Source organism: Curtobacterium sp. MCBD17_021, from assembly GCF_003234525.1.
GTDB lineage: Bacteria > Actinomycetota > Actinomycetes > Actinomycetales > Microbacteriaceae > Curtobacterium.
This window is the reverse complement of sequence record NZ_QKTS01000007.1, coordinates 32,984-56,207: the sequence shown is the minus strand read 5'-3', so window position 1 is coordinate 56,207 and position 23,224 is coordinate 32,984. Positions and strand designations below refer to the sequence as shown.

23 protein-coding genes are annotated in these 23,224 nt (G+C 72.7%); 10 read left to right on the top strand and 13 right to left on the bottom strand.

Annotated features, from left to right (window positions below):
• Positions 1-25 precede the first annotated feature (25 nt).
• The 3 genes from DEI83_RS08250 to DEI83_RS08240 are packed head-to-tail and all read left to right on the top strand — an operon-like array spanning position 26 to position 4,336.
• Positions 26-982, top strand: a complete 957-nt coding sequence (locus tag DEI83_RS08250; protein WP_111081442.1) for a carbohydrate ABC transporter permease — start codon at positions 26-28, stop codon at positions 980-982.
• On the top strand, positions 979-1,875 hold the full coding sequence (locus DEI83_RS08245) for a carbohydrate ABC transporter permease (RefSeq protein ID WP_111081439.1): 897 nt from the start codon (positions 979-981) through the stop codon (positions 1,873-1,875). The genes DEI83_RS08250 and DEI83_RS08245 overlap by 4 nt, the downstream gene beginning before the upstream one ends.
• Positions 1,876-1,927: 52 nt before the next feature.
• A complete protein-coding gene (locus DEI83_RS08240) occupies positions 1,928-4,336 on the top strand; it encodes a glycoside hydrolase family 31 protein (RefSeq protein WP_258371118.1) in 2,409 nt (802 codons plus the stop codon).
• Positions 4,337-4,382: 46 nt separating this feature from the next.
• Here the strand turns inward: DEI83_RS08240 and DEI83_RS08235 are convergent, their stop codons facing one another.
• On the bottom strand, positions 4,383-5,174 hold the full coding sequence (locus tag DEI83_RS08235) for an SDR family NAD(P)-dependent oxidoreductase (RefSeq protein WP_111081437.1): 792 nt from the start codon (positions 5,172-5,174) through the stop codon (positions 4,383-4,385).
• 91 nt (positions 5,175-5,265) lie between these two features.
• On the opposite strand from DEI83_RS08235, the gene DEI83_RS08230 reads away from it, so the two are divergent.
• The gene (locus tag DEI83_RS08230) at positions 5,266-5,748 is read left to right on the top strand and encodes a MarR family winged helix-turn-helix transcriptional regulator (protein WP_111081435.1); all 483 of its coding nucleotides are present in this window, start codon (positions 5,266-5,268) and stop codon (positions 5,746-5,748) included.
• Between the two features lie 84 nt (positions 5,749-5,832).
• On the opposite strand, the gene DEI83_RS08225 is transcribed toward DEI83_RS08230, so the two are convergent.
• Complete coding sequence (locus DEI83_RS08225) at positions 5,833-6,690, bottom strand: NAD(P)H-binding protein (protein ID WP_111081433.1); 858 nt, start codon at positions 6,688-6,690, stop codon at positions 5,833-5,835.
• Between the two features lie 86 nt (positions 6,691-6,776).
• Here DEI83_RS08225 and DEI83_RS08220 point away from each other — a divergent pair, with 86 nt between their 5' ends.
• Positions 6,777-7,565: a TetR/AcrR family transcriptional regulator gene (locus DEI83_RS08220; RefSeq protein ID WP_111081431.1), complete on the top strand. Its 789-nt coding sequence runs from the start codon at positions 6,777-6,779 to the stop codon at positions 7,563-7,565.
• A gap of 33 nt (positions 7,566-7,598) precedes the next feature.
• Here the strand turns inward: DEI83_RS08220 and DEI83_RS08215 are convergent, their stop codons facing one another.
• Positions 7,599-8,624: a LacI family DNA-binding transcriptional regulator gene (locus tag DEI83_RS08215; protein WP_111081429.1), complete on the bottom strand. Its 1,026-nt coding sequence runs from the start codon at positions 8,622-8,624 to the stop codon at positions 7,599-7,601.
• Between the two features lie 52 nt (positions 8,625-8,676).
• On the opposite strand from DEI83_RS08215, the gene DEI83_RS08210 reads away from it, so the two are divergent.
• Positions 8,677-10,542 carry a sugar-binding domain-containing protein gene (locus tag DEI83_RS08210; RefSeq protein ID WP_111081427.1) on the top strand — a complete coding sequence of 622 codons (1,866 nt, stop codon included), beginning with the start codon at positions 8,677-8,679 and terminating at the stop codon, positions 10,540-10,542.
• Positions 10,543-10,595: 53 nt separating this feature from the next.
• Here DEI83_RS08210 and DEI83_RS08205 read toward each other — a convergent pair whose 3' ends face one another.
• The 8 genes from DEI83_RS08205 to mvk all read right to left on the bottom strand — a co-directional run bounded on the left by DEI83_RS08205 (position 10,596) and on the right by mvk (position 17,884).
• Complete coding sequence (locus DEI83_RS08205; RefSeq protein WP_111081425.1) at positions 10,596-10,802, bottom strand: hypothetical protein; 207 nt, start codon at positions 10,800-10,802, stop codon at positions 10,596-10,598.
• 258 nt (positions 10,803-11,060) lie between these two features.
• The gene (locus DEI83_RS08200) at positions 11,061-11,966 is read right to left on the bottom strand and encodes a hypothetical protein (protein WP_111081423.1); all 906 of its coding nucleotides are present in this window, start codon (positions 11,964-11,966) and stop codon (positions 11,061-11,063) included.
• A complete protein-coding gene (locus DEI83_RS08195; protein ID WP_111081421.1) occupies positions 11,966-12,454 on the bottom strand; it encodes a hypothetical protein in 489 nt (162 codons plus the stop codon). The genes DEI83_RS08200 and DEI83_RS08195 overlap by 1 nt, the downstream gene beginning before the upstream one ends.
• Positions 12,455-12,584: 130 nt before the next feature.
• Positions 12,585-13,742, bottom strand: a complete 1,158-nt coding sequence (locus DEI83_RS08190) for a hydroxymethylglutaryl-CoA synthase (protein ID WP_111081419.1) — start codon at positions 13,740-13,742, stop codon at positions 12,585-12,587.
• A complete protein-coding gene (locus DEI83_RS08185; protein ID WP_111081417.1) occupies positions 13,739-14,803 on the bottom strand; it encodes a hydroxymethylglutaryl-CoA reductase in 1,065 nt (354 codons plus the stop codon). The genes DEI83_RS08190 and DEI83_RS08185 overlap by 4 nt, the downstream gene beginning before the upstream one ends.
• Entirely contained in the window at positions 14,800-15,879 is a 1,080-nt protein-coding gene (locus DEI83_RS08180) for a phosphomevalonate kinase (RefSeq protein WP_111081415.1), read from the bottom strand. The genes DEI83_RS08185 and DEI83_RS08180 overlap by 4 nt, the downstream gene beginning before the upstream one ends.
• Positions 15,876-16,880 (bottom strand): diphosphomevalonate decarboxylase, encoded by a 1,005-nt coding sequence (gene mvaD / locus DEI83_RS08175; protein ID WP_258371117.1) that lies wholly within the window; start codon positions 16,878-16,880, stop codon positions 15,876-15,878. The genes DEI83_RS08180 and mvaD overlap by 4 nt, the downstream gene beginning before the upstream one ends.
• Positions 16,880-17,884: a mevalonate kinase gene (gene mvk / locus DEI83_RS08170; protein ID WP_111081413.1), complete on the bottom strand. Its 1,005-nt coding sequence runs from the start codon at positions 17,882-17,884 to the stop codon at positions 16,880-16,882. The genes mvaD and mvk overlap by 1 nt, the downstream gene beginning before the upstream one ends.
• Before the next feature lie 143 nt (positions 17,885-18,027).
• On the opposite strand from mvk, the gene DEI83_RS08165 reads away from it, so the two are divergent.
• Genes DEI83_RS08165 through DEI83_RS08155 form a run of 3 tightly spaced genes read left to right on the top strand, consistent with a single transcriptional unit; the run spans position 18,028 to position 19,934 of the window.
• On the top strand, positions 18,028-18,480 hold the full coding sequence (locus DEI83_RS08165) for a MarR family winged helix-turn-helix transcriptional regulator (RefSeq protein WP_181431131.1): 453 nt from the start codon (positions 18,028-18,030) through the stop codon (positions 18,478-18,480).
• Between the two features lie 35 nt (positions 18,481-18,515).
• Positions 18,516-18,938 (top strand): organic hydroperoxide resistance protein, encoded by a 423-nt coding sequence (locus DEI83_RS08160; protein WP_111081411.1) that lies wholly within the window; start codon positions 18,516-18,518, stop codon positions 18,936-18,938.
• A 21-nt stretch (positions 18,939-18,959) separates the two neighbouring features.
• The gene (locus tag DEI83_RS08155; protein WP_111081567.1) at positions 18,960-19,934 is read left to right on the top strand and encodes a zinc-binding dehydrogenase; all 975 of its coding nucleotides are present in this window, start codon (positions 18,960-18,962) and stop codon (positions 19,932-19,934) included.
• A gap of 67 nt (positions 19,935-20,001) precedes the next feature.
• On the opposite strand, the gene DEI83_RS08150 is transcribed toward DEI83_RS08155, so the two are convergent.
• Positions 20,002-21,462 (bottom strand): sugar porter family MFS transporter, encoded by a 1,461-nt coding sequence (locus DEI83_RS08150; RefSeq protein WP_111081409.1) that lies wholly within the window; start codon positions 21,460-21,462, stop codon positions 20,002-20,004.
• A 179-nt stretch (positions 21,463-21,641) separates the two neighbouring features.
• Between DEI83_RS08150 and DEI83_RS08145 the strand changes: the two genes are divergently transcribed.
• Positions 21,642-22,628 carry a LysM domain-containing protein gene (locus DEI83_RS08145; protein ID WP_146243271.1) on the top strand — a complete coding sequence of 329 codons (987 nt, stop codon included), beginning with the start codon at positions 21,642-21,644 and terminating at the stop codon, positions 22,626-22,628.
• Between the two features lie 40 nt (positions 22,629-22,668).
• Here DEI83_RS08145 and DEI83_RS08140 read toward each other — a convergent pair whose 3' ends face one another.
• Complete coding sequence (locus DEI83_RS08140) at positions 22,669-23,184, bottom strand: hypothetical protein (RefSeq protein WP_146241553.1); 516 nt, start codon at positions 23,182-23,184, stop codon at positions 22,669-22,671.
• Positions 23,185-23,224: the final 40 nt, after the last annotated feature.

The following is a 23,224-nucleotide window of genomic DNA, read 5'->3' as shown; positions in this document are numbered from 1 at the left end:
GGCGACCAGGACCCCAGGAGCGATCATGACCATGCAGACCCCCCTGACCCCCGAGACCGAGGAACCCCGCCCCGGTCCCGTCACCGCAGCGACCCGCGTCCACCGCCGGGCCGGCTCCCTGCACCGCACCGAGGGCATGTACTACCTGTTCCTCGTCCCCGCCCTCGTGCTGTTCACGGCGTTCGTCGTCGCCCCCGCCTGCGTCGGCATCTTCTACAGCTTCACCGACTACCTCGGCTTCGGGCAGTGGCACTTCCTCGGCATCGAGAACTACCGGGCGCTCGTGTCCGACCCGGCGATCCTCGGTTCGTACGGCTTCACACTCGGCTTCGCGGTGGTGACCGTCATCGTGACGCAGGTCATCGCACTGTCGCTCGCCATCGCCCTGACCAAGCGGGTCCGCTTCGCCGCCGGGCTCCGATCGGTGTTCGTCATCCCGATGGTCGTGTCCGGGATCATCGTCGCCTACGTCTTCAACTACCTGTTCTCGAACACGCTGCCGGCGCTGGCGACCTCGGCCGGGATCGGCCCGCTCGAGCAGAGCATCCTCGGTGACCCGAACCTGGCCTGGCTCGCCATCGTCATCGTCTCCGCGTGGCAGACGATCCCCGGCGCACTCCTCATCTACACCGCCGGCCTGACCTCGATCCCGTCCGACCTGTACGAGGCGAGCTCCCTCGACGGTGCCGGGTCGTGGAAGCAGCTCCGGGCGATCACCCTGCCGCTCATCGGTGGCTTCATCGTCATCAACACCGTGCTCGGCGTGAAGGGCTACCTCGGCGCCTACGACGTCATCGTCGGCCTCACCAACGGCGGTCCGGGATCCGCGACGAGCAGCGTCGCGATGACGATCTTCACCGGCTTCACCAGCGGCGACTACGCCTACCAGATGGCCAACGCGACCGTCTTCTTCATCATCACCGTCCTCATCTCGGTCCTGCAGCTCGCAGTGACGCGCGGAAGGAACCTCCGACTCGCATGAGCGCCATCGACACCCGGTCCCCGGCCACGGCCGCTGCCCGCACCGCTCCCGAACAACCCCGCCGTCGCCGCCTCGACCGCGTCAACTGGCCGCTGACGATCGTCCTGGCCGTCGCGTCCCTGACCGTGCTCATCCCGCTGTACGTCACGGTGGCGATGGCCTTCAAGACGAGTGCCCAGGCGGTGGACGGCAACGCCCTGTCCCTGCCGACACCGTTCAACCCCGCGAGCTTCGCCGAGGCGTGGGAACTCACCCGCTTCCCGGTGTCGTTCACGGTGTCGCTCGGCGTGGCCGCGCTCACCGTCATCGCGACGCTGCTGCTCAGCTCGTTCGCCTCGTACGCCATCGTCCGGAACTGGCACCGCCGGTTCTTCCGCTGGTCGTTCGTGTACCTGCTCGCCGCGATGTTCCTGCCGTTCCCCGTCGTGGCGCTCCCCCAGATCAAGCTCACCGCGATGATCTCGCTCGACAACCCGATCGGCGTGGCGATCCTGCACGCCATGTTCCAACTGTCCTTCAGCGTGCTGCTCTACTCGGCGTTCCTCCGGTCGATCCCCGTCGAGCTCGAGGAGAGCGCCCGCATCGACGGCGCGTCCACGTGGCAGATTTTCTGGCGCATCATCCTGCCGCTGCTCGGACCGATGAACGCGACCGTGGGCATCTTCGCGTTCCTGGCGTCCTGGAACGACTTCATGATGCCGTCGCTCATCACCGCGGACCCCGGCCTGCAGACGCTGCCCGTCGTGCAGAACATCTTCCAGAGCCAGTTCGGCACGAACTACAACGTGGCGTTCGCCTCGTACCTCATGGCCATGGCACCGACCGTCATCGTCTACCTGTTCGCACAGCGCTGGGTGATCAGCGGTGTGACGCAGGGTGCCGTCAAGAGCTGACCCGAGCCTCCAGACCGACAGCGGCCGGAACGGCCGAGACAGGACCACCAGCGTGACCACCCCCAGCACCGGCCCCCTGCCCACCATCCGCCCGTTCCCCGGGTCCGACCCCGTCGCGTCACCGGAGGCCGTCGTGACCGGCGACCACTGGCGCGTCACCGTCCTGCAGGACGGCCTGTTCCGGATCGAGTGGAGCGACGACGGCGGCTTCGAGGACCGGGCGTCCACCTTCGCCGTCCGCCGGCGCCTCGACGTGCCCGAGTACACCGTCCTCCGGCGCGGTGACGGCGTCGAGGTGACGACCGACCGCGCCACCCTGCGGTACGACGGTCGGCCGTTCTCGGCCACCGGCCTCGTCGTCGAGACCTCCGGGCCCGACGCGAACCGCTGGCGGTACGGCCAGGAGGCCCGTGACCTCGGTGGCACCGGACGCACCCTCGACGACGTGGACGGGCGGATGCCCCTCGAGACGGGGCTCCTGGCACGGGACGGCATCGTCATGCTCGACGACAGCGAGTCCTTCCTGTTCGAGGACGACGGGTGGGTGGGCAGCCGGGTGCCCGGGCGGCGGGACGTCAGCGTGTTCGCCTACGGGCGCGACTACGCCGAGGCGCTCCGGGCGTTCCACGCGGTGTCCGGGCCGCCGACGCTCATGCCCCGCTGGGCACTCGGGAACTGGTGGAGCCGGTACCACCCGTACTCGGACGACTCCTACCTGGCACTGCTCGACCGGTTCGACGAGGAGCGCCTGCCGTTCTCCGTCGCCGTGATCGACATGGACTGGCACCGGGTCGACTCCGTGCCGTCCCGCTTCGGCAACGGCTGGACCGGGTACTCGTGGGAGCCGTCGCTCTTCCCGGACCCGCCGGCGTTCCTGGCGGAACTCCACCGCCGCGGGATGCGCACGACGCTGAACCTGCACCCCGCCGACGGCGTCCGGGCGTTCGAGGACGCCTACCCCGCGATGGCCGCGGCGATGGGCGTCGATCCCGACACCGAGCAGACGATCGGCTTCGACCCCACGGACCCGGACTTCCTGCGCGCCTACTTCGAGGTCCTGCACCGCCCGCTCGAGGAGCAGGGCGTCGACTTCTGGTGGATCGACTGGCAGCAGGGCCGGACCACGAGCATCCCGGGCGCCGATCCGCTGTGGATGCTCAACCACTTCCACCTGCTCGACTCGGCGCGCGACGGCGGGGCCGGCATGACGTTCTCCCGCTACGCCGGACCGGGCAGCCACCGGTACGCCGTCGGCTTCTCGGGCGACGCCGTCGTCTCGTGGGCGTCCCTGGCGTTCCAGCCGGAGTTCACCGCGACCGCGGCGAACATCGGGTACCCCTGGTGGAGCCACGACATCGGCGGCCACACCCGCGGCGTGCGCGACGACGAGCTCGCGACCCGGTGGGTGCAGTTCGGGGTGTTCTCACCGATCATGCGCCTGCACTCGGCGAACAACCCGTTCATCCGCAAGGAGCCGTGGGTGTTCCCGGCCGGACCGCGGGCGGCGATGGGCGACGCCCTGCGCTTCCGCCACCGCCTCGTGCCGTACCTGCACACGATGAACCACCTCGCCGCCGCCGGCACGGCGCTCGTGCGACCGATGTACCACCTCGAGCCGCACCGGGACGAGGCGTACCGCGTCCCGAACGAGTACGCCTTCGGCACCGAGCTCGTCGTCGCGCCGATCGTCGAGCCGTGCGACCCGGTGACCCTGCGAGGGCGCGCACGGGCCTGGCTGCCGGCCGGGACCTGGACGGACGTGTTCACGGGCACCACCTACGCCGGTGACCGTTTCGTCGACCTCCACCGGACCCTCGACACGATCCCGGTGCTGCTCCGCGCCGGCGGGATCCTGCCGCTCGCCGCACCGGAGGAGGTCGACGCGACGGTGAACCCGGCAGCGCTCGAGGTGCTCGTCGCGCCCGGGGCCTCCGGCACCTTCACGCTCGTCGAGGACCGCGAGGACACGTCCGGGCAGGAGGACACCGGCGGATCCGCGGGACCCTCCGTCGCCGACGGCACCGGTGTCTGCCGGACGACGCTCACGTGGGACCGGGACACCGCCTCGTTCCGCGTCGACGCCGCGGTCGGGGACGTCGACGTCATCCCGGTCCGTCGACGGTGGCGCATCACGTTCCTCGGGTCGCCGGCCGCCGGGCAGGAGGCCGCGGCCGTCCGGCCCGACCGGTTCTCGGTCGACCTCGACGTCCCCACCGACGAGGGCGCGGTCCTCACGTTGGCCGGTCTCCCGTCGGTCGGCGTCGACGCACGGGACGCCGCGCGGGAGCTGCTCGAGCGCGCCCAGGCCGGGAACCCCGAGAAGCTCACCGCGTGGGAGGTCGTGGACCGCGACGCGCCGCGGTCCGACCGGATCGTCGAGCTCGAGACGGTCGGGCTGCCGGACTCCCTGCGGAGCGCCCTGGTCGAGCTGCTGGGGAGCGTGCAGCCGGACGGGCGCTGACGACCCTCGCCGGCACGGCGTCAGCCGAGGTGCAACCCGACGCCGGTCAGAGGATGCCGGTGAGCACCCCGCCGTCCGCACGGACAGCGGCACCGTTCGTCGCCGACGCCAGGGGGCTCGCGAGGTAGGTGACCAGGGCGGCGATCTCGTCCGGCGCGATGAACCGCTCGAGCAGCGACGTCCGGTTCTGACCGATGATCGCGGCCCGGACCGACTCGGGTGGGAGCGCCTGCGCATCGGCGATGCTCTCGACCGTCCGGGCGACACCCTCCGAGTACGTCGGTCCGCCGAGGACGGTGTTGACGGTGACCGCGGTCCCGCGGGTGCGCTTGGCGAGTCCGTTGGCGAGCGCGAGCACCGCGGCCTTCGTCACGCCGTAGTGCACCATGTCCGCCGGCACGTTCACGCCGGACTCGCTGCCGGTGAAGAGGATCCGCCCCCAGCCCCGCTCGAGCATGCCGCCCAGCACGTGCCGGGACAGCCGGACGCCGCTCATGACGTTGAGGTCGAAGTACCGCTTCCACTCGTCGTCGTCGACGGCCTCGAACGCCGCGAGTCCGAACGACCCGACGTTGTTCACGAGCACGTCGACCGCATCGAGCCGGTCGAGGAGTCGGGCGACCTGATCGGCATCGGCGAAGTCCGCGCTGATCCCGGAGACCTCGGCGCCCGGCCGTTCTCGCCGGAGCCGTGCCACTGCCGCGTCGACCCGTGAGATCTCGCGCCCGTTCAGCACGACGCGGGCCCCCTCGGTGGCCAGGGACGAAGCGATCGCGTACCCGATGCCCTGCGTCGATCCACTGATGAAGGCCGTCCGGCCTCGAAGTCCGAGTTCCACGTCTGCTCCTCAGGTCCAAGATGACTTGCTCAGGCAAGTAACCGTAGACCGAGTTCACTTGCCCAGGCAACTGCGCTGCTAGCGTGGCGGCATGTCAGCAGCGACAGGACCACTGGACCCGGAGCAGCTCGAGATCTGGGTCGGCCTCGCCACCTTGCTCGAACGGCTCCCGACGGCGCTGGATGCGCAACTCCAGCGGGACAGCGGCGTCACGCACTTCGAGCACGGGGTCCTCGTGGCACTCGACGCCGCGCCGGAGCGAAGGCTCCGGATGAGCACCCTCGCCGGTTTCGCGAGCTGCACCCTGTCCCGGCTGTCCCGTGCGACGACCCGGCTGGAGGCGAAGGGCTGGGTACGGCGCATGGTCGACCCGGTCGACGGGCGCTTCACCCTCGCCGTCCTGACGGACGACGGCCACGACCAGGTTGCCCGCGCGACGCCGGCGCACCACGCACTGGTCCGCCGCGTCGTCTTCGACGCGCTCACGCCGGCACAGGCGCGCCACCTCGGCGTCATCAGTCGCAGCATCGCCGGGGCGGTCAGCGACGTACCGGTCTGGTCGCCGGAGACCTGAGGACCCGCCGCAGCGCTCGGCCGCGGCGGGTCAGTCCCGGACGACGCGGGCGCGGACGAGGGGGCCGACCAGGTGGTCGGTCCGTCAAGCCGCCACCATCCGCGCGAGCACGTCCCGCGCGGTGGCCGGCTCGCGCCCGAGCAGGTCGCGGAGCAGCGGGTCCGTGCCCGCGAACCGGCCCTGCGCCGCCGCCTGGTACATGCCGAGCAGGAAGCGCACCATGCGCTCGTCCTGTCCGCCGGCGACCGCGCGGGCGACCCACTCGTCCTCGTCCACGACCTCGAAGCGCACCGGGGCACCGGACACCGCTGCGGCGGTGTGCGCCAGCTCCTCGAACGTCGGTGCCTCGCTCGCCGTGAGCGTCACCGGGCCGTCGAGGGGTTCCGCCGCGAGGAGGATCTGCGCGGCGGCCTCGGCGGCGTCCTCGCGGGCGGTCCAGGACACCGGCCCGTCGGCCGGTACCGACACGACACCCGTGGCCTGCCACGGTCCGGTCATCCACTGGATGCTGTGCGCGTAGAAGCCGTTCCGCAGCGAGGTCCACGGCAGGCCGGACGCGGCGAGCATGTCCTCGGTCGCGGCGTGGTGCTGGGCCGGCAGGAACGGCGAGCCGGCACCGGCTCCCTGGTGGCTCGTGTAGAGGATCCGTCCGACCCCGGCGGCCACCGCGGCGTCGACCGCGTTGCGGTGCTGGCCGATCGTGTCACCGGCGGGGTCGTTCGACGAGACGAGCAGGAGCTGGTCGGCACCGGCGAAGGCGGACCGCAGTCCGTCGGGGTCGTCGTAGTCGCCCTGACGGACGGTGACGCCCTGCTCGGCGAACCGTGCTGCTCGGGCCGGGTCACGGGTGACGACGGTGACCTCCGATGCGGGCAGCCGCTCGAGCAGGTGGTCGGTCGTCGCGCCGTTCAGGGCGCCGGTCGCTCCGGTGATGGTGATCATCGATGTCTCCTTCGTGCTATCGGTGGTAACAGAAAGAAGGTACCACCGGAAACGCAGCGGTAGCAAGGAGTCGTTATCGTTGATCCATGCCCGATGCCCCCGTGCCCCGCGTCGACGTCCGCGACCGGATCGTGACCGCCGCCGCGGAACTCCTGCGCCGGCACGGAGCGAGCGGTGTCACGACCCGGGCGGTGTCGGACCGCGCGCACGTGCAACCGCCGACGATCTACCGCCTGTTCGGCGACAAGGACGGGCTGCTCGACGCCGTCGCGGAACACGCGATGACCGAGTTCAGCCGGACGAAGGCCGCTGCCGTCCACGCAGCCGCCGAGCACGAGGTCGACCCCGTCGCCGACCTCCGCACCGGGTGGGACCTGACGATCGGCTTCGGGCTCGACAACCCCGACCTCTTCGTCATCATGAGCGACCCGCGACGGGGCAACGGGTCACCGGCCGTCGCCGCGGGGCTCCGCCTGCTCGAGGACCGCCTGCGCCGCGTCGCAGCGGCCGGGAGGCTCGCGGTCCGCGAGCGCGACGCCGTCCGGCTCCTGCACGCGGCCGGCACGGGCGCCGTGCTCACCCTCCTCGAGGAACCCGAGGGCGAGCGGGACCCCACCCTCGCCGACGCCGCGTTCGCGGCCGTCATGACGCAGATCTGCACGCCCGATCCGAGCGGGGCGGCGCCAGACGGGCCGTCCGCGACCCGGACCGCCGCGCTCACCCTCCGGTCGGTCGCGCCGGACCTCGCGGCCCTGTCACCGGCCGAACGGTCGGTCCTCGCTGAGTGGCTGGACCGCGTCGTCGACCACGAGGGCGAGCCCGGCCACCGTGGCCGACGCGGCGAGCACGGCGGATCCGGCCACGACGAGGACTGAGCACGTCACGGGCGGCCCGGGCGCGGCCTCCCGTCAGTCGACGGACCCGTCCGGGTAGGGCGCACTCTCCCCGACCAGGATCCGGTGCCCGACCGTCACGGCCTGTCCGTCACCCGGCCGACCGGCGATGCGCTCCTGCAACCGGTCGAGTGCCGCCTCGGCGAGCGCGACGGTGTCCGGCGCGACCGAGGTCAGACTCGGCACCAGGCTCGCGGCGAGACCGATGGCGTCCCACCCGACGACCGCGACGTCACGGGGCGCTTCGAGGCCGCGCAGGCGCATCGCACGGAGCGCCCCGACCGCGGCCAGGTCGTCACGGCAGAGCAGCCCGTCGATCGAGAGGCCGGCGTCGAGGGCCTGGCCGAAGGCCTGCTCGGCGCCGCGGGCGTCGCCGACCTCGCGCGGCACGCAGAGCGACGGGTCGAACGACAGCCCGGCGGCGGCCAGACCGTCGCGGTAGCCCTCCATGCGGAAGGCGGAGGTGCGGGACTGCTCGCCCACCTCGTGCCCGAGGAAGCCGATGCGGCGTCGTCCGAGGGCGGCGAGGTGTGCGACGGCCTCGGCCGCGGCACGCACGTTGTCGATCGCGACGAGGTCACCGCCGGGTGGTCGGACGTCCTCGCCGAGGAACACGACGGCGGTGTCCCCGCGGGCGCGGTCGATCTCGGCCGGCGTGAGGACCTGGGGGTGGATGACCACCCCGTCGACGACACCCGCCTCACGGCCACGGACGGCGGAGAGCTCCCCTGCCGGGGCCCCCGCGGTCTCCTCGAGCAGGAGCTGGTACCCGCGCTCGGCACAGACCCGTGAGAACACGTGTGCGAGCTCGGCGAAGTACGGGCGGCGGAGGTCGGGGAACGCGAACGCGAGCATGTTGGTGCGCCCGGTGGCGAGGCTCCGCCCGGAGACGTTGGGGCGGTAGCCGAGGGCGTCGATCGACTCCTGCACGCGGGTCCGCATCGCGTCGCTGACGTGGCGGTAGCCGCGCACGACGTTGGACACGGTCTTCATCGAGACGCCCGCGTGCTCCGCGACGTCCTGCAGCGTGACCTGGCCCACGGGCTCACCGTACCGTTGACGCACGCTTTACAGCGCTGTAAATTGCGGGACCATGAGCACCGTCGCTTCCCCGGCCCCCGTCGCCGTCACCGACGTCCCCCTCGCGAGTCGTCAGGACGGCCGGCACCCCCGGCCGCAGATGCTCCGGCGCGACTGGGCCGACCTCAGCGGCACCTGGTCGTTCCGGCACGACGACGAAGACACCGGAGCGGACTCGGGATGGACCACGGGCCTCCCGGCTCCCCGCGAGATCACGGTGCCGTTCCCGCCGGAGTCGGCCGCGTCGGGCATCGGCGATCCCGGGTTCCACCCGGTCGTCTGGTACGCCCGCACGATCGGCCGCGCCGAACTCGAGGCAGCCGGCCACGGCACCGCGCGCCCCCGCCTGGTGCTGCACTTCGGCGCCGTCGACCACCGCGCCCAGGTGTGGATCGACGGCCGGTTCGTCGGCGAGCACGAGGGCGGACACACGCCGTTCTCGTTCGACGTCACCGCACTGCTGACCGACACCGCCGACGGGGCGACGGGACACCTGCTCGTCGTCCGTGCCGAGGACGACCCGGACGACGTCACGCAGCCCCGCGGCAAGCAGGACTGGCACGAGGACGCACACGCCATCTGGTACCGCCGCACCACCGGCATCTGGCAGCCGGTCTGGCTCGAGGCCGTGCCCGCCACCGCGATCAGCACCCTCCGGTGGTCCTCGGCCGGGCCGACGGCCGTCGACCTCACCGTCCGGTTCGGCGGACGCGTCCCCGCCGGCGCCCGACTCCGGGTCGCCCTGCGGTTCGACGAGCGGGACGAGGACCTCGGCACCACCGACTGGGACGCGACCGCGAGTCGGCCGACCCTCGACGTGACCGTGCCGATCGCGCGGCAGCGCAACGGCCAGGCCGAGGACGAACTGACCTGGTCCCCCGAGCACCCGCGCCTCGTCGACGCCGTGCTGACCCTGGTGGACGCCGGCGGTCGGGTGCTGGACGCGGTGTCGAGCTACCTCGGCATGCGCAGCGTCGGTGTCGGCGGTGGGCGGTTCCTGCTCAACCGCGCGCCGTACCCGGTGCGGAGCGTCCTCGACCAGGCGTTCTGGCCGGAGTCGCACCTGGCAGCACCGCACCCGCTCGCCCACCGGCAGGAGGTCGAGCTCATCAAGGCACTCGGGTTCAACGCCGCCCGGATGCACCAGAAGATCGAGGACCCGCGGTTCCTGCACTGGGCCGACCGGCTCGGCCTGATGGTCTGGGGCGAGGCCCCGGCGGCGTACGAGTTCTCCCCCACCGCGGTCCGTCGGCTCACCGCGGAGTGGACCGCCGCCGTGGAACGGGACGCCTCACACCCCTCGATCGTCACCTGGGTCCCCTTCAACGAGTCGTGGGGCATCCAGCACGTCGTCTCCGACCCGGCACAGCAGGCGTACGCCCGCGCCCTCGTCGACCTGACCCGTGCGCTCGACCCCTCGCGCCCGGTGATCGGGAACGACGGCTGGGAGCAGCAGGAGACCGACATCGTGACGATCCACGACTACGAGGGTGACGGCGTGGTGCTGGCACGCACGTACGCGGACGACGCCGCCCGAGCCCGCGCCCTCGAGGGACTCGCCCCCTCCGGTCACCCGCAGTTCGTCGGCGGGGCCGTCGACCAGGGACAACCGGTGATGCTCACCGAGTTCGGCGGGGTCCGCCACCAGTCGGGCGGGCACCGCGAGGAGGGCTGGGGCTACACGACGGCCACCGACGGCGACGACTGGGTCGAGCGCATCACCGCGCTCCACGACGCCGTCCGCGCCAGCACGTTCCTGGCGGGGTCCTGCTGGACGCAGCTCACCGACACGATGCAGGAGACGAACGGCCTGCTCAACGCCGACCGGTCACCGAAGGTCCCCATCGAGCAGATCCGGCGGGCCGTCACGGGGCAGTGACCCGGCGGTGGCCACCGGACCGGCCGACAAGGCCCGCCCCGACCTGCGTCCGGTCAGCCGATCCCGGTGACGAACAGCACCGCGATCCGCTCGCGCCCACGGGCACCGGCACTGGCGAAGGGCGCTCCGCGGACCACCTGCGTCTGGACGACGTCGACGGTGTTGCAGGCGGGGTCGCGGAACGGCGGCCACCACTGCTGCTCACGGTGGTTCCGTGTCGTCGCCGGCGCGAGGCCGGGGTGCGTCTCGTGCCGGGTCACGGCGCTGCCTCGACCCGCGGTGTTGCGTGTGCGTCCATGACGCCTCCCTGGTCCTCGCGGCACCGCTCCCTGACGCGGCTCTGCTCGTGACGGGAACGCTACGTCGGACGTGGCGCACTCGCCACCGCGGGCGGGACACGACCCCGATCGGCCACGCCGGGACCGCGCAGGACGGATCGTCGCAGCGCAGACCGGATCACCACGCCGGGCTGCGTGCACCCGGCGGTCGTCGGCCCGCCGTCGGCCGTGTGGCCCCCGTCAGCCCTCGAGGTCCTTCGCCAGCATGAGCTCGGCGGAACGCACGTGCGCGGTCTCCGCGGGGGTGAACTCCCGGCCCTGGACCTCGGCGTCGCGGATCGCGATGAGCAGGTCGTAGGTCCGCACCTGCAGGCCGCCCCGCCGACGGCGTGCGTGCAGGTCGTGACGCGCGGCGATGCGGGCGAGACGGACACGGTGACCCCGGAGGCGGGCCTCCCGGCCCCACCGGCGGACGGTCATCGACGCCATCGCGGCGACCATGAGCACGATCCCGAGGTAGAAGGGTGGATCGAACGCGGTGCGGAGGACGTCGCGGAGCAGCGCCGACCCGAGCACGAAGTGGTCGGCGGTCAGCGAGACGATCTCCTCGACGCTCGCGATCGCCACGAGGGACAGTCCGATCCGGAACACGGCGAGCGCCCCGCGGCTGCCGAGCACACCGCGCGCGACCGTGGTGACGGTGATCGCCGCCACGCACGCCATGTAGACGGACGCGTAGAGCCAGGTGGCGGTCTGGTCGATCTCGTCCACGATGAACGTGAACACCGTGACCCCGCGGTCCTGGATGCACAGGAACGGCACCGTGAAGGACGCGAGCATCACGACCAGGGCGAGCGGGTGCGCCAACGCCGGCCGCCGGTCGACGTCGCGCACGCTGCCGCGGAACAGCAGCCAGAACGCGGTGGTGGCGCAGAGGTTCTGCACGAGGTTGATCAGGTTCGTGCCACCCAGCAGCGCGTCGAGCTCCCGCTGCGGGACGACGGCTCCCAGCGTCAGCAGCCCGAGCGCGCCGACCCCCGTGGCCGCCCAGCTGGCCCGACCGTGCGGGTTCCGGCGGACGGACGGCGCGCGGATCGCGAAGCTCGCCGCGGCGCACCAGAAAGCCAGGGCGTGCAGGACCCCCACTAGCCGTAGGTCCGCTCGTCCACCCCGACGGTGCCGGACAGGAGGACCGTGGCCAGTTCGTACGCGAACGTCTCGGCGAACTCCTCGTCGTCGCCGTGCAACACGCCGCCGACCGGTCCGGCGGACGGGACCGGGGTGTCGTCCAGCGAGCGGTGGCAGACGTTGCCGCCGGCGGACCACGCCGCGAAGGCGAGCTGGGTCCGTGGGACCGGGGCTCCGGTGTCACCGCGGACGAGGTGACCGAGTTCGTGCAGGACGCAGTGCATCCGGTAGAGCGGCGTCGACCCGGGTGGCAGCAGCACGAGGGCCACGTCCGGCAGCTGGGAGACGAGCGCCGTCAGTGCGCCCCACCCCGGTCCGTCGACGTCCACGACGCGCACGGGCTTGCCGATCCGGGCGGCGACGGCGTCGACCACGTGGCCGAGTCGTGGCGCGTTCGGGAGCACCGCGACGACGTCGCGGATCGCCCCGGCACCGACAGCGTCCACACTCCAAGCGTAGGGCGTCGCTGCGGACCGGAGCCGGGGGGCACGACCCCTGTCCGAGGGCCGATCGCCCTCGGCGTCCGATCGGGTCCACCGCCGGCACGTCCGGCCGGCGGCGCCGGTCAGGCGCCGGTCAGGCGCCGGTCGCCTCGTAGTGCCGGGCGCCACCGGTGACCCCGGCGAACCGGAAGGGGGCGGCGGTGACCCGCGGACGCTCGACGTCCTCGCTCGTCGCGGCGCCGGCGGCGTGCAGCTCCCGGTACGCCTCGACGGACAGCGGAACCCGCGCCGCGAGCAGCTCGGCGACCCGTCCGGTGCGGCGGTGCTCGCGGTACTCCGGCCGGACGACCCCGGTCATGAGTTCCCCGACACTGCCGGACCCGTAGCTGAACATGCCGACGCGGGCACCGGCCAGGTCGTCGTCGAGGTCGAGCAGCGCGCCGAGCGCGATCCAGAGCGAGGCGGTGTACGTGTTGCCGGTCTGCCGGTTGTACGTGAACCCGACCGCGAGTTCGGTCTCCTCGAACGGGACGTCGACGTGCTGGGCGAGCTTCCGGTGCGCCTTGATCGCCATCTTCGTGAACGGCTGGTGGTGCACGAACCGGTCGATCGCCTCGATGCCGGGGCCGCCGCGCGCAGCGAGGTCGTCCCAGGCGCCGATGAACGCGTCGACGTACGCCGTGACCGACAGACGACCGTCGACGAGCGCGGTGGAGCGGTCGTTCGGCCGCCAGAAGTCGTCCACGTCCGCGGTGAACAGGCCGGACTGCGGCTCGAGTTCGACGAGGTCCGGCTCGGCGGCGATGAGCATCGCGACCGCGCCGGCGCCCTGCGTGGGCTCCGCGGCCGTCTCGACGTCGTACCGGGCGACGTCGGCTGCGATGACGAGCACGCGCTCGCCCGGGTCCCGCGCGATGATGCCGAGCGCCATCTGCACCGCGGCGGTCCCGCCGTAGCAGGCCTGCTTCAGCTCGACCACGCGGACGTTCGTCGGCAGGCCGAGCAGTCCGTGCACGAAGACGCCGGCGGCCTTCGACTGGTCGATGCCGGACTCGGTGGCGAACAGCACCGTGCGGATGCCCTCGACACCGTGACGGTCGATGACCTCCTTCGCGGCGGCGGCGCCCATCGTGACGATGTCCTCGTCGGGGGCCGGCACGCTGAAGGCGTCCTGGCCGATGCCGACGTGGTACTTCGCGGGGTCCACGCCGGTCGTCGCGGCGAGGTCGTCGAGGTCGAGCACGTGGTGCCCGGTCGCGATCGCGAGGTCGTGGATGCCGATGACCGTCATGCCGACGCTCCTTCCGGTCGGTGGCCGCGTCGTTCCATCGCGACGTGCGCCGCCATGAGTTCGCCCGGGTTCGTCTGGGCGGCGAGCAACGAGAGTTCGCCGCAGAGGACGGTGGCGGCGCAGAGTGCGGCCAGGCGACGTGCGTTGGCACCGGGTTCACGGTCCTCCCGGCAGCCGAGGCGGACGAGGGCGTCCTCCACCACGGGCAGGTCGCCACCCTTGCCGTTGCCGACCGTGCCGACGATGAGGTGCGGCAGCGAGCACGAGAAGTACAGGTCGTCGCCGCGGGCCTGGGCGAGCGTGATGCCCTGGGAGCCCTCGACGATGTTGGCGGCGTCCTGCCCGGTGGCCAGGTAGAAGCCGAGGAGCATGTTCGCGTAGTGCGCGTTCGCGGAGCGGAGGGCCCCGGCGATGGTGGAGCCGATCAGGTTCTTCGCCGTGTTCAGCTCGACGATCCGCTCGGTGGACGACCGCAGCCGTTTCTCGACGACCTCGCCCGGGATGACGATCTCGGCGATGGTGTTCCGTCCGCGTCCGCGGATGCCGTTGACGGCCGTGGCCTTCTTGTCGGAGCAGAAGTTGCCGGAGATCGACACGTACCGCAGCTCCGGCTCCCACGCGAGGATCGCCGGCAGCAGGGTGTCCGCCGCCTGGGTCACCATGTTGTGCCCGGACGCGTCGCCCGTGGTGAACGCGAAGCGCAGGAACAGCAGGTCCCCGACGATCTCCGGGTGCACCTCGATGAGCTTCGCGAACCGGCTCTGCCCGGCGACGATGGTCTCGAGCTCGGCCTGCCGCGCGAGGATCCGGCCGGCGGAGAGGTGCGCGGCGGCGGCGCTGGTGGCCCGCACGACGACCGAACGGGTCATCCGCTCGTCGACGACGGTCGAGACGATGCCGCCCTCGACCATCCGCGAGATCCGGGCGCCACGGCCGACGGACGGCCAGAGCGGGGACTCGTAGGTCGCGAGCGGCACCTCGTGCTCGCCCTCGACGGCGTTGCCGCTGACGCGGATCGGTCCGACCCACTTCGTGGGGATCGGGGTCATCAGGTCGCTCATCGCGTGGTCCCTTCCTCCGGTTGCACCGCGACGCTGAGGTGCCTGATGTCGTGCGCCTCCCAGGCGCGGAAGATCGCTGCGCTGTCGCTGTCGGCCGGGACGAGCGCGATCCCGCAGTCCCCGCCGCCGGCCCCCGACGGCTTCGCCGCGCCACCGGCCGACTCGACGACGTCGCAGAGCGTGGCGAGTCGCTCGGTCTCGATCTGCGATCCGACCGAGGTCCCGAGGTCCTGGAGCAGCCCCCTGGCGCGACGGAGTGCGCCGAGCGTCCGCGCCGCGTCCCCGGTCCGGAGGCCCGCCGTCAGGTCGTCGACGCAGGCGCGGCTGGCGTCGAGGAACGCCGCGTAGTCGCCGTCGCGGTGCCGCCGGACGACGCCGACGAGCTTCGTCGTGGACGCCGGCGAGCCGGTCCACCCGACGAGGAGCCTGAGGTCGGCGGGTGCCGGCAGGTGTTCGACGTCGAAGCCGGCCCAGGCGTCGTCGTCGTCGAGGATCGCGGACACCGGGCGCTCGTCGAGCAGGCCGGCCAGGACCTCGCGATCCGGGGCGCTGTAGCGGAGCCAGCCGCCGAAGGTGCTCGCGGCGAGGTCCCCGCCGGAGGCCCGCGGCGCGACCCGGATCGTCGCGAGCAGCGCCACCATGAAGCGTCGGCGCTGCGACAGGCCGAGTCCGTAGAAGCGGTCGAGGGCGCCGACGGTCGCGACCGTCACCGCTGCCGACGAGCCGAGGCCGAACTTCCGACCGCTGGCGTCGTCGAGCTGGCTCTCGATGCGCAGGTCGTGGAACCGCGGGGCGATGCCGAGCTCGGCGCGGAGCTTCTCGACGAGGTCGATCGTCGCCATCACGTAGTCGTAGGGGTGGTGCTCACGGTCCAGCGCCAGACCGTCCTCGGCCCGGGTCCACGTCAACGGGAGGTTGCCGTACTCCTCGGAGTGCACGCTGCCGGCGCCGTGACCCTCGGTGACGCGCGCCGTGATGGCACGGTCGAGGGCGATCAGCACCGACGGCTGACCCGGCTCGACGACGGCGTACTCGCCGGCGACGAACAGCTTGCCGTGGGCTCGGAACTCGATCACGCGGTGGTCTCCTCTGCCTCGGGGTTCTCCCCCGAGGGTTCGGAGCCGACGAGGCGGGCGGCTGGTCCGGTGCCCGACTCGATGACCGCGCCGTACCCGTCGAGCGCGGCGGCCACGCGCGAGCGGTCCTCGGGACGGCAGAGCACGACGACGTTCGGGCCCGCGTCCGCCGTGGCGTAGGCCTCGAGCCCGTCGGCGCGCATCGCGGCGACGGCGTCGAACACGGCGACGCTCCGGCTGTTCAGGTAGCGGATCGGCGGGAACGCGCCCTCGATCGTGGCGTGCATGCGGAGTGCGTTGCTCTCGGTCAGCTCGCCGATGCGGGTGAAGTCCCCCGCAGCGCAGGCCTCGAGCATGTCGTCGACGGTCTCGGTCGTCGAGGTCACCCAGGCCGGGTAGAACGGCGAGGTCGCGATCGTGCGGCGCATCGCCTCGCGCGAACCGATCGCCTTCGGGCCGTCGTCGATCGTCACGACGACCATCGCCATCGGCGGTGCGGGGATCGTCTCGGCGAACGACGCCGCGTCGTCACCCGCGTGCCAGACGGCCACCCCACCGGGGATCGACCGCGTCGCGGAGCCCGACCCGCGGCGGGCGAGCCGTGACAGGTCCCGCGGCGACAGGTCGAGGCCGTACGCGCTCGCGGCGGCCACGGCGAGGGCGGCGAAGCCCGAGGCGCTCGAGGCCAGGCCGGCACCCGTGGGCACGGTGTTCTCCGAGACCACGGCGGCGCGGGCGTCGGAACCGGACAGGGCGCGGACGAGGTCGAGGAAACGCTCGACCCGCACCAGTGCGCCGTCGTCGACGACGCGACCGTTCAGGGTCAGGGTGTCACGCGCGTCCCCGCCGGATGCGGCCTGCAGCGTGACGGAGGTCGTGGTGGGGAAGACGTCGAGCCCCATCGAGACGCTGCCCGTCGCGGGCAGGGCGAGGTCGGCGTCCGCCTTGCCCCAGTACTTCACGAGCGCGATGTTGGGGTGCGCGACGGCGGTTGCGGTCATCAGGCGCGGGCTCCGATCGAGGTGGTCCAGGTTGCGGTGGCCCCCGCGCCGCGCAGTGTGTCCGCGATGCGGGTGGCGTGCTCGTCGTCGGCCGCGAGGGCCAGGACGCACCCGCCCCGACCGCCTCCGGTGAGCTTCGCGCCGAGGGCGTCCGCGTGGCGTGCGGCGCCGACGAGCCGATCGAGGTCGCCGCTCGACACGTCGAGGGTGGTGAGCAGTTCGTGCGCGGCGTCCATGGTGACACCGAGGGCCTGTGCGTCGCCGTCGACGAGCGTCCCTCGGGCTGTGCGGGCGAGCTCCCCGATCCGCTGGACGACCGTGTCGACCATCGCGGGGGCGCGGTCGTGGCGGGCGCGGACGGCGGCGACGGCTTCGCGGGTGTGTCCGGGGACGCCGGTGTCCGCGACGACGAAGACGAAGCGGCCGGAGAGCTGGACCGGCTCGATGACGTCGGCCTCGAACCAGACGGGCTCGTCGGCCACGACCCCGCGGGCGTCCAGCCCGGACGGTCGGCCGTGCGCGACGCGCTCGCACACCTGGATGAGGTCGTGGTGGGTGGCACCGTCGAGCGCGACCCCGAAGGCGTCGGCGACCGCAGCGGTCACGGCGGCGGCGACGGCGGCGCTCGACCCCATCCCGCGAGCCGTGGGCACCTGGCTGTCGACGCGGACGTGGAACCCCGTGTCGACGGCGTGCGGGTGTCCGCGGTCTGCCAGGTGCCGCAGGGTCGCGGTGACGGCCGTGACGGTGGGCAGCACCGCGGCGGGTGCGAGCCCGAACGGTCCGGTGTGCACCGTCGACTCGAGGGTGTGCTCGGCGCCCGATGAGAGCGGTGTCGCGGTCGCCGTCACCCGGACGTCGGTCACCGGGAGCACGAGTGCGGGTGCGCCGTAGACCACGGCGTGTTCGCCGATCAGGATCGTCTTGCCGTGGGACGCCGAGGAGCCGACTCGCGGGATCGCTGTGGTCGTCGTCGGTGCTGTGGCGGGGTGGTTGCTGGTCATCGTCGGTCCGGCCAGCCTAACCGGACCGGAGGACACCCGTCCGTCCGTGCGCTCAGCGTCCGTCCGACGCTCGCGCCCGAGCGGCACCTGGGCATCCGGCGGATCAGGTTGTGTACAACCTGATGGAGTGCAACAGTGTCCTCATGCCGGTGACCGACGAGATGGTGTGCTTCTCCCTCTACGCAGCGACGCGGGCGACGACCCAGGCGTACCGCAGCCTGCTCGAGCCGTGGGGCCTGACCTACCCGCAGTACCTCGTCCTCGTGACGCTGTGGGTCGAGGGCGACCAGACCGTGTCGAGCCTCGGCGACCACCTGCAGCTCGACTCCGGCACCCTGTCGCCGCTCCTCAAGCGCATGGAGCAGTCGGACCTCGTCCGCCGCGAACGCCGCAGCACCGACGAACGCGTCGTCACCGTGACGACCGGTGAGCGCGGGCGATCCCTCCGCGCCGAGCTCGCGCACGTCCCCGGACGTGTCGCCGCCGGCACCGGCCTGCCGGACGAGCAGTCGGCCGCAGACCTCATCGCGACACTGCAGCGCCTCACCGAGACGATGCACCGCGCGGCCGCCACCGCGGCCCCGGTCACCCGCTGACCAGACAGACCCCACGAAGGAAGGAAGGACACCACATGGACGTCCTCTACACCGCAGAAGCCCTGTCCACCGGCGGAGGCCGCAACGGCAAGGTCCAGACCAGCGACGGCTCGTTCGAGCTGGACATGGCCATCCCGAAGGAGATGGGTGGCTCCGGCGCCGGCACCAACCCCGAGCAGCTCTTCGCCGCCGGGTACGCCGCGTGCTTCCACTCCGCACTGCAGGGCGTCGCCCGCGCGCAGAAGGTCACGGTCACGGACTCCTCCGTCGGCGGCCGCGTCCAGATCGGCCCGAACGGCCAGGGCGGCTACCAGCTCGCCGTCGTGCTCGAGGTCGTCATCCCGGACGTGGACCACGACCAGGCCCAGGCCCTCGCCGACGCCGCCCACCAGGTGTGCCCGTACTCGAACGCGACGCGCGGCAACATCGACGTCACCATCACCGTCTCGGAGGACTGAACCATGGCAGACCAGACCACGATGCGTGCCGTCGTCCACCCGGAGTTCGGTGAGCCCGCCGACGTCCTCACCGTCGAGCAGCGCCCCGTCCCGACCCCGGGCGCCGGCCAGGTGCTCGTCCGGACCGTGCTCTCCCCGATCCACAACCACGACCTGTGGACGATCCGCGGCACGTACGGCTTCAAGCCGGAGCTGCCCGCGCAGTCCGGCACCGAGGCGCTCGGCGTCGTCGAGTCCCTCGGCGAGGGCGTCACCCACCTCTCCGTCGGCCAGCGCGTCGCCGGCGGCACCTTCGGCGTCTGGGCCGAGTACTCCGTCGCCGACGCGGCCGGGCTCATCCCCGTGCCGGACGCGATGCCCGACGAGTCCGCCGCCCAGCTCGTCTCGATGCCGTTCAGCGCCATCAGCCTGCTGCACTCGCTCGACCTGCACGAGGGTGACTGGCTCATCCAGAACGCCGCCAACGGGGCCGTCGGCCGCATGGTCGCCCAGCTCGGTGCCGCCCGCGGCATCAACGTGATCGGCCTCGTCCGCCGTGCCGAAGGCGTCGAGGAGCTCCGCGCCCAGGGCATCGAGCGCATCGTCGCCACCGACACCGAGGGCTGGCAGGACCAGGTCACGGCCATCACCGGCGGCGCCCCGATCCGCGCCGGCGTCGAGTCGGTCGGCGGGAAGGCCGCGGGCGACATCGCGTCCGTGCTCGGCGACGAGGCGACCCTCGTCGTCTTCGGCGCCATGGCCTCCCCCACGCTCGAGATCCCGTCCGGCAAGGTCATCTTCGGCCAGCTCACCGTGAAGGGTTTCTGGGGCAGCGTCGTCAGCCGGACCATGCCGTCCGAGACGAAGCAGCAGCTGTTCGGTGAACTCATCAGCCGCGTGCTCGACGGGTCGCTGACGCTCCCGGTGTCCGAGACGTTCGCGTTCGAGGACGCCCGCGACGCGGTCCGCGCGAGCGACACCGCCGGTCGCGTCGGCAAGGTGCTCCTGCGCCCGTAGCCGACCTCGGACACGGGAGGCCCGTCACCAGCTGGTGACGGGCCTCCCGTGCGTCAGCGGGTCGTCGTCAGCGATGTCCCACCGCGTCGGCGGTGAAGAGGCTGCCCGAGGCGACGCCCTCCTCGACCTGCTCGAGGGTGCGGCCGCGCGTCTCGGGCACGAACCGCCAGATGAACAGCAGTGCGAGGACGCCGACGACCCCGAAGCCGAAGAACGTCCCGGTGATGCCCGTCGCGGCGACGACGGACGGGAACCACAGCCCGACGAGCGCGGTCGCGATCCAGAGGCAGAACACCGCGATCCCCATGCCGAGCGCCCGGATCTGGGTCGGGAAGACCTCGGACAGCACGACCCACACCGCGATGTTGAGGAAGGTCTGCATCGAGCCGACGAACGCGACGACGAGGACCAGGATCACCCACGGTCGCGCCGGGTTGCCCGCCGGCAGGGCGACCGAGGCGATGCCGATGAGGAAGTGGCACACCGTCGTCAGGGAGAACCCCAGCAGGAGCGTCGTCCTGCGGTCGATCCGCTCCATGTTCGCGATCGCGATCACACCGCCGACCACAGCGATGACCCCCGGGGCGATGTTCGCGATGAGGGCGGCCGAGGCCTCGAACCCGGACTCGATGAGGACCGACTGGCCGTAGTACATGATCGAGTTGATGCCGGTCAGCTGCTGGGCGATCCCGAGTCCGGCGCCGACGAGCACGATCCGGACGAGCCACTTGTTCCCCAGCAGGGCGGTCCACCCGCTCTCCCGCTGCTTCCGTGCCTCGTGCTCGTGCGCGTGCGCGCGGCGGATGTCCGCGAGTTCCGCCTCGGCGCGGTCCGCCGCCCGGACCTGGCGCAGGACGGCGAGGGCCGCGTCGTCGCGCCCGTGTGCCGCGAGCCACCGCGGCGACTCCGGCACGCGGAGCATCCCGACGAACAGGGCGACGGCGGGCAGCGCGCAGACGGCGAGCATGACCCGCCACACCCCGCCACCCTCTCCCCAGAGCCCGGCGATGACGGCGTTCACGACGAACGCGGCGAGCTGCCCGATGACGATCATGAGCTCGTTGCGCCCGGACAGCGAGCCGCGGATCTCGTACGGCGCGAGCTCGGCGAGGAACACCGGCACGACCGTCGACGCACCACCCACCGCCAGGCCGAGCAGCACACGCCCGACGACGATCACACCGAACGACGGTGCTGCCACGCACACGAGCGTCCCGACGAAGAACAGCACCGCCAGCAGGATGATGGTCCGCCGTCGCCCCCACGCGTCGGCGATCCGTCCGCCGGACACCGCGCCGACCGCCGCCCCGAAGGCCAGCGAGCTCGTGACGACGCCCACCGTGACGTCCGTCAGGCCGAGCTCCTGCCGCATCGGCAGCAGTGCGCCGTTCACCACCCCGGTGTCGTACCCGAACAGCAGGCCGCCGAAGGTCGCGACGAGTGCCAGCATCCCGAGGCGGCGGCGGTGCGGCCCGGTCCCCACCGGGGGGAGTCCGGCGTCGTGTGCTGCGGGTCGGGTGTTGGCCATCTGGTGTGTCCTTCGTCCGTGATCGCGAGGGGAGGTCCCTGGGCAGGAACGGCACGGTCCACGATCCCGGGACGGCTCCCGGCGGACCACCAGTGATCATCCCACCACCGCGCTCGACCGACGTGCAGTACCCGCGTTCGTGCGCCCGGGGGCGACGACCGTGCCGGTAGGCTCCCGGCGTGAGGGGGACGAGGGAGACCATGCACCAGGGGGACGCCGGACGAGGACGACCGGATCGACCGCGACGGGCTCGACCCCGACCGGGTCGGCTGCTCGGGGCGCTCGTGCTCGCGACGGTCGTGGTCACGACCGCAGCGGGGTGCGCCTTCCTCCGCGGACCCGACGAGCTGCCCGCACCGAGCCGCAGTGCCACCGCCGACCGGTCGGGTCCGGCACCCGACCCGAGCGTCAGTGCCGAAGCCCGCCGCATCGCGGAGTCCGCGTCACCGCGGACCCCGACGGCGGTGCCCACCGAGGCCGCCGCGCCGGACCCGACGGTCTCACCGATCCCGGTCGGCACCGTCATCAGCGAGGCGGACGTCGTGACGCCGAAGGGCAGCGTCCGGTTCCACTACCGCGTGGTCGTCGCCGACGACGGGTACCCCACCGTGCAGTGGTCCGGGTTCTCCTCGACGCTGCCGGTCCCCGTCGGCACCACCTTCCTCGAGACCCCGCCCTCGGTCGGCGACGGGCTGACCTGGCACGGCGTCGGCGACACCGTGCTCGGGGGCGGCTCCCCCGCGGCCCCGGCCCCGACCACGACCGACATGGACCCCGGACGGGTGGACCCGTCGTGGCTCGGCACGCTCGTCGTCTACTCGGCGGCCGAGTCGGCAGGGCCCGACCTGCCGGTCGAACTCGGGCCGGACAAGGTGCTCGCGGTCGCACCGGTCCGCTGGTCGGTGCCGGCGCGGACGACGAACGTGCACCCCGTCGACGGCGGGGCCCGTCCGAACGCCACCGGCACGACGAGCAGCGAGGGGTCGGCCGACGGGTCGCCGACCGCGTACCGGATCGCGTCGGAGGACCTCATCGGCGCCGTCGCCGACCGGCTCGGGCTCACCGTGAAGGACCTGGTCTGGCTGAACCCGGACGTCACCGTGTACGGCGACCAGCAGTACCTGTACGAGGACACCGTGCTGAACCTGGACCCGTTCCGGCGGTAGACCGGTCGACGCGTCCGCACCCGGACCGCTCCGGGTGGGATCAGGCGCGCTCGGCGCCGCCGTCGTCGTCGCGTGCGACCGGGCCGGCGTCGAGCACGTCCCCGAGCGCGGACATCCCCGCCCCGTGGTCGGTGTAGCGACGGACGGTCCGTCGGGCGGCGGCTCGCGCGGCCCCCGCGAGCCGCTCGTTGCGACGCGCGGCGTCCGCCACCCGGCCCGCGTGCCCGGCGGTCGAGAGCAACACGTTCGCGAACGCCCGGGCGTCACCCTGCTCGGGGACGCCCGTCACCGTCCAGGCGCTCCGGACCTGCGCGTCCGGCGTCACGCCGCGGCGGGTGCCCATCCGGCGCCAGTCCGACAGCGCGCCCTCGGTCCGGTCGGCCGCACGGTCCGACTCGGCGGCCCGTTCGGCGTCCGCGGAGCGGCGACGCTCGGGCGCCGGCGCGGCCGATGCCGCCTCGGCCCGCTCGCGGGCGCCGCGGTCGTCACCGCCGGCAGCGGCGATGCGCGCGGCGTGGGCCGCTGCTGCGGCCGCGAGGATCTCGGAACGGTCCATGCGACGACGGTACCCTGCACGACCGACGCGCAACGGGCCT

Excerpts from the sequence above, each read along its gene's own strand:
- DEI83_RS08160 (WP_111081411.1), top strand. The coding sequence starts at position 18,516 with ATGGACGTCCTCTACACCGCAGAAGCCCTGTCCACCGGCGGAGGCCGC.
- DEI83_RS08245 (WP_111081439.1), top strand. The coding sequence starts at position 979 with ATGAGCGCCATCGACACCCGGTCCCCGGCCACGGCCGCTGCCCGCACC.
- DEI83_RS08165 (WP_181431131.1), top strand. The coding sequence starts at position 18,028 with ATGCCGGTGACCGACGAGATGGTGTGCTTCTCCCTCTACGCAGCGACG.
- DEI83_RS08220 (WP_111081431.1), top strand. The coding sequence starts at position 6,777 with ATGCCCGATGCCCCCGTGCCCCGCGTCGACGTCCGCGACCGGATCGTG.
- DEI83_RS08155 (WP_111081567.1), top strand. The coding sequence starts at position 18,960 with ATGCGTGCCGTCGTCCACCCGGAGTTCGGTGAGCCCGCCGACGTCCTC.
- DEI83_RS08190 (WP_111081419.1), bottom strand. The coding sequence starts at position 13,742 with ATGACGGTCATCGGCATCCACGACCTCGCGATCGCGACCGGGCACCAC.
- DEI83_RS08225 (WP_111081433.1), bottom strand. The coding sequence starts at position 6,690 with ATGATCACCATCACCGGAGCGACCGGCGCCCTGAACGGCGCGACGACC.
- mvk (WP_111081413.1), bottom strand. The coding sequence starts at position 17,884 with ATGACCAGCAACCACCCCGCCACAGCACCGACGACGACCACAGCGATC.
- mvaD (WP_258371117.1), bottom strand. The coding sequence starts at position 16,880 with ATGACCGCAACCGCCGTCGCGCACCCCAACATCGCGCTCGTGAAGTAC.
- DEI83_RS08250 (WP_111081442.1), top strand. The coding sequence starts at position 26 with ATGACCATGCAGACCCCCCTGACCCCCGAGACCGAGGAACCCCGCCCC.
- DEI83_RS08230 (WP_111081435.1), top strand. The coding sequence starts at position 5,266 with ATGTCAGCAGCGACAGGACCACTGGACCCGGAGCAGCTCGAGATCTGG.
- DEI83_RS08185 (WP_111081417.1), bottom strand. The coding sequence starts at position 14,803 with ATGAGCGACCTGATGACCCCGATCCCCACGAAGTGGGTCGGACCGATC.
- DEI83_RS08140 (WP_146241553.1), bottom strand. The coding sequence starts at position 23,184 with ATGGACCGTTCCGAGATCCTCGCGGCCGCAGCAGCGGCCCACGCCGCG.
- DEI83_RS08150 (WP_111081409.1), bottom strand. The coding sequence starts at position 21,462 with ATGGCCAACACCCGACCCGCAGCACACGACGCCGGACTCCCCCCGGTG.
- DEI83_RS08210 (WP_111081427.1), top strand. The coding sequence starts at position 8,677 with ATGAGCACCGTCGCTTCCCCGGCCCCCGTCGCCGTCACCGACGTCCCC.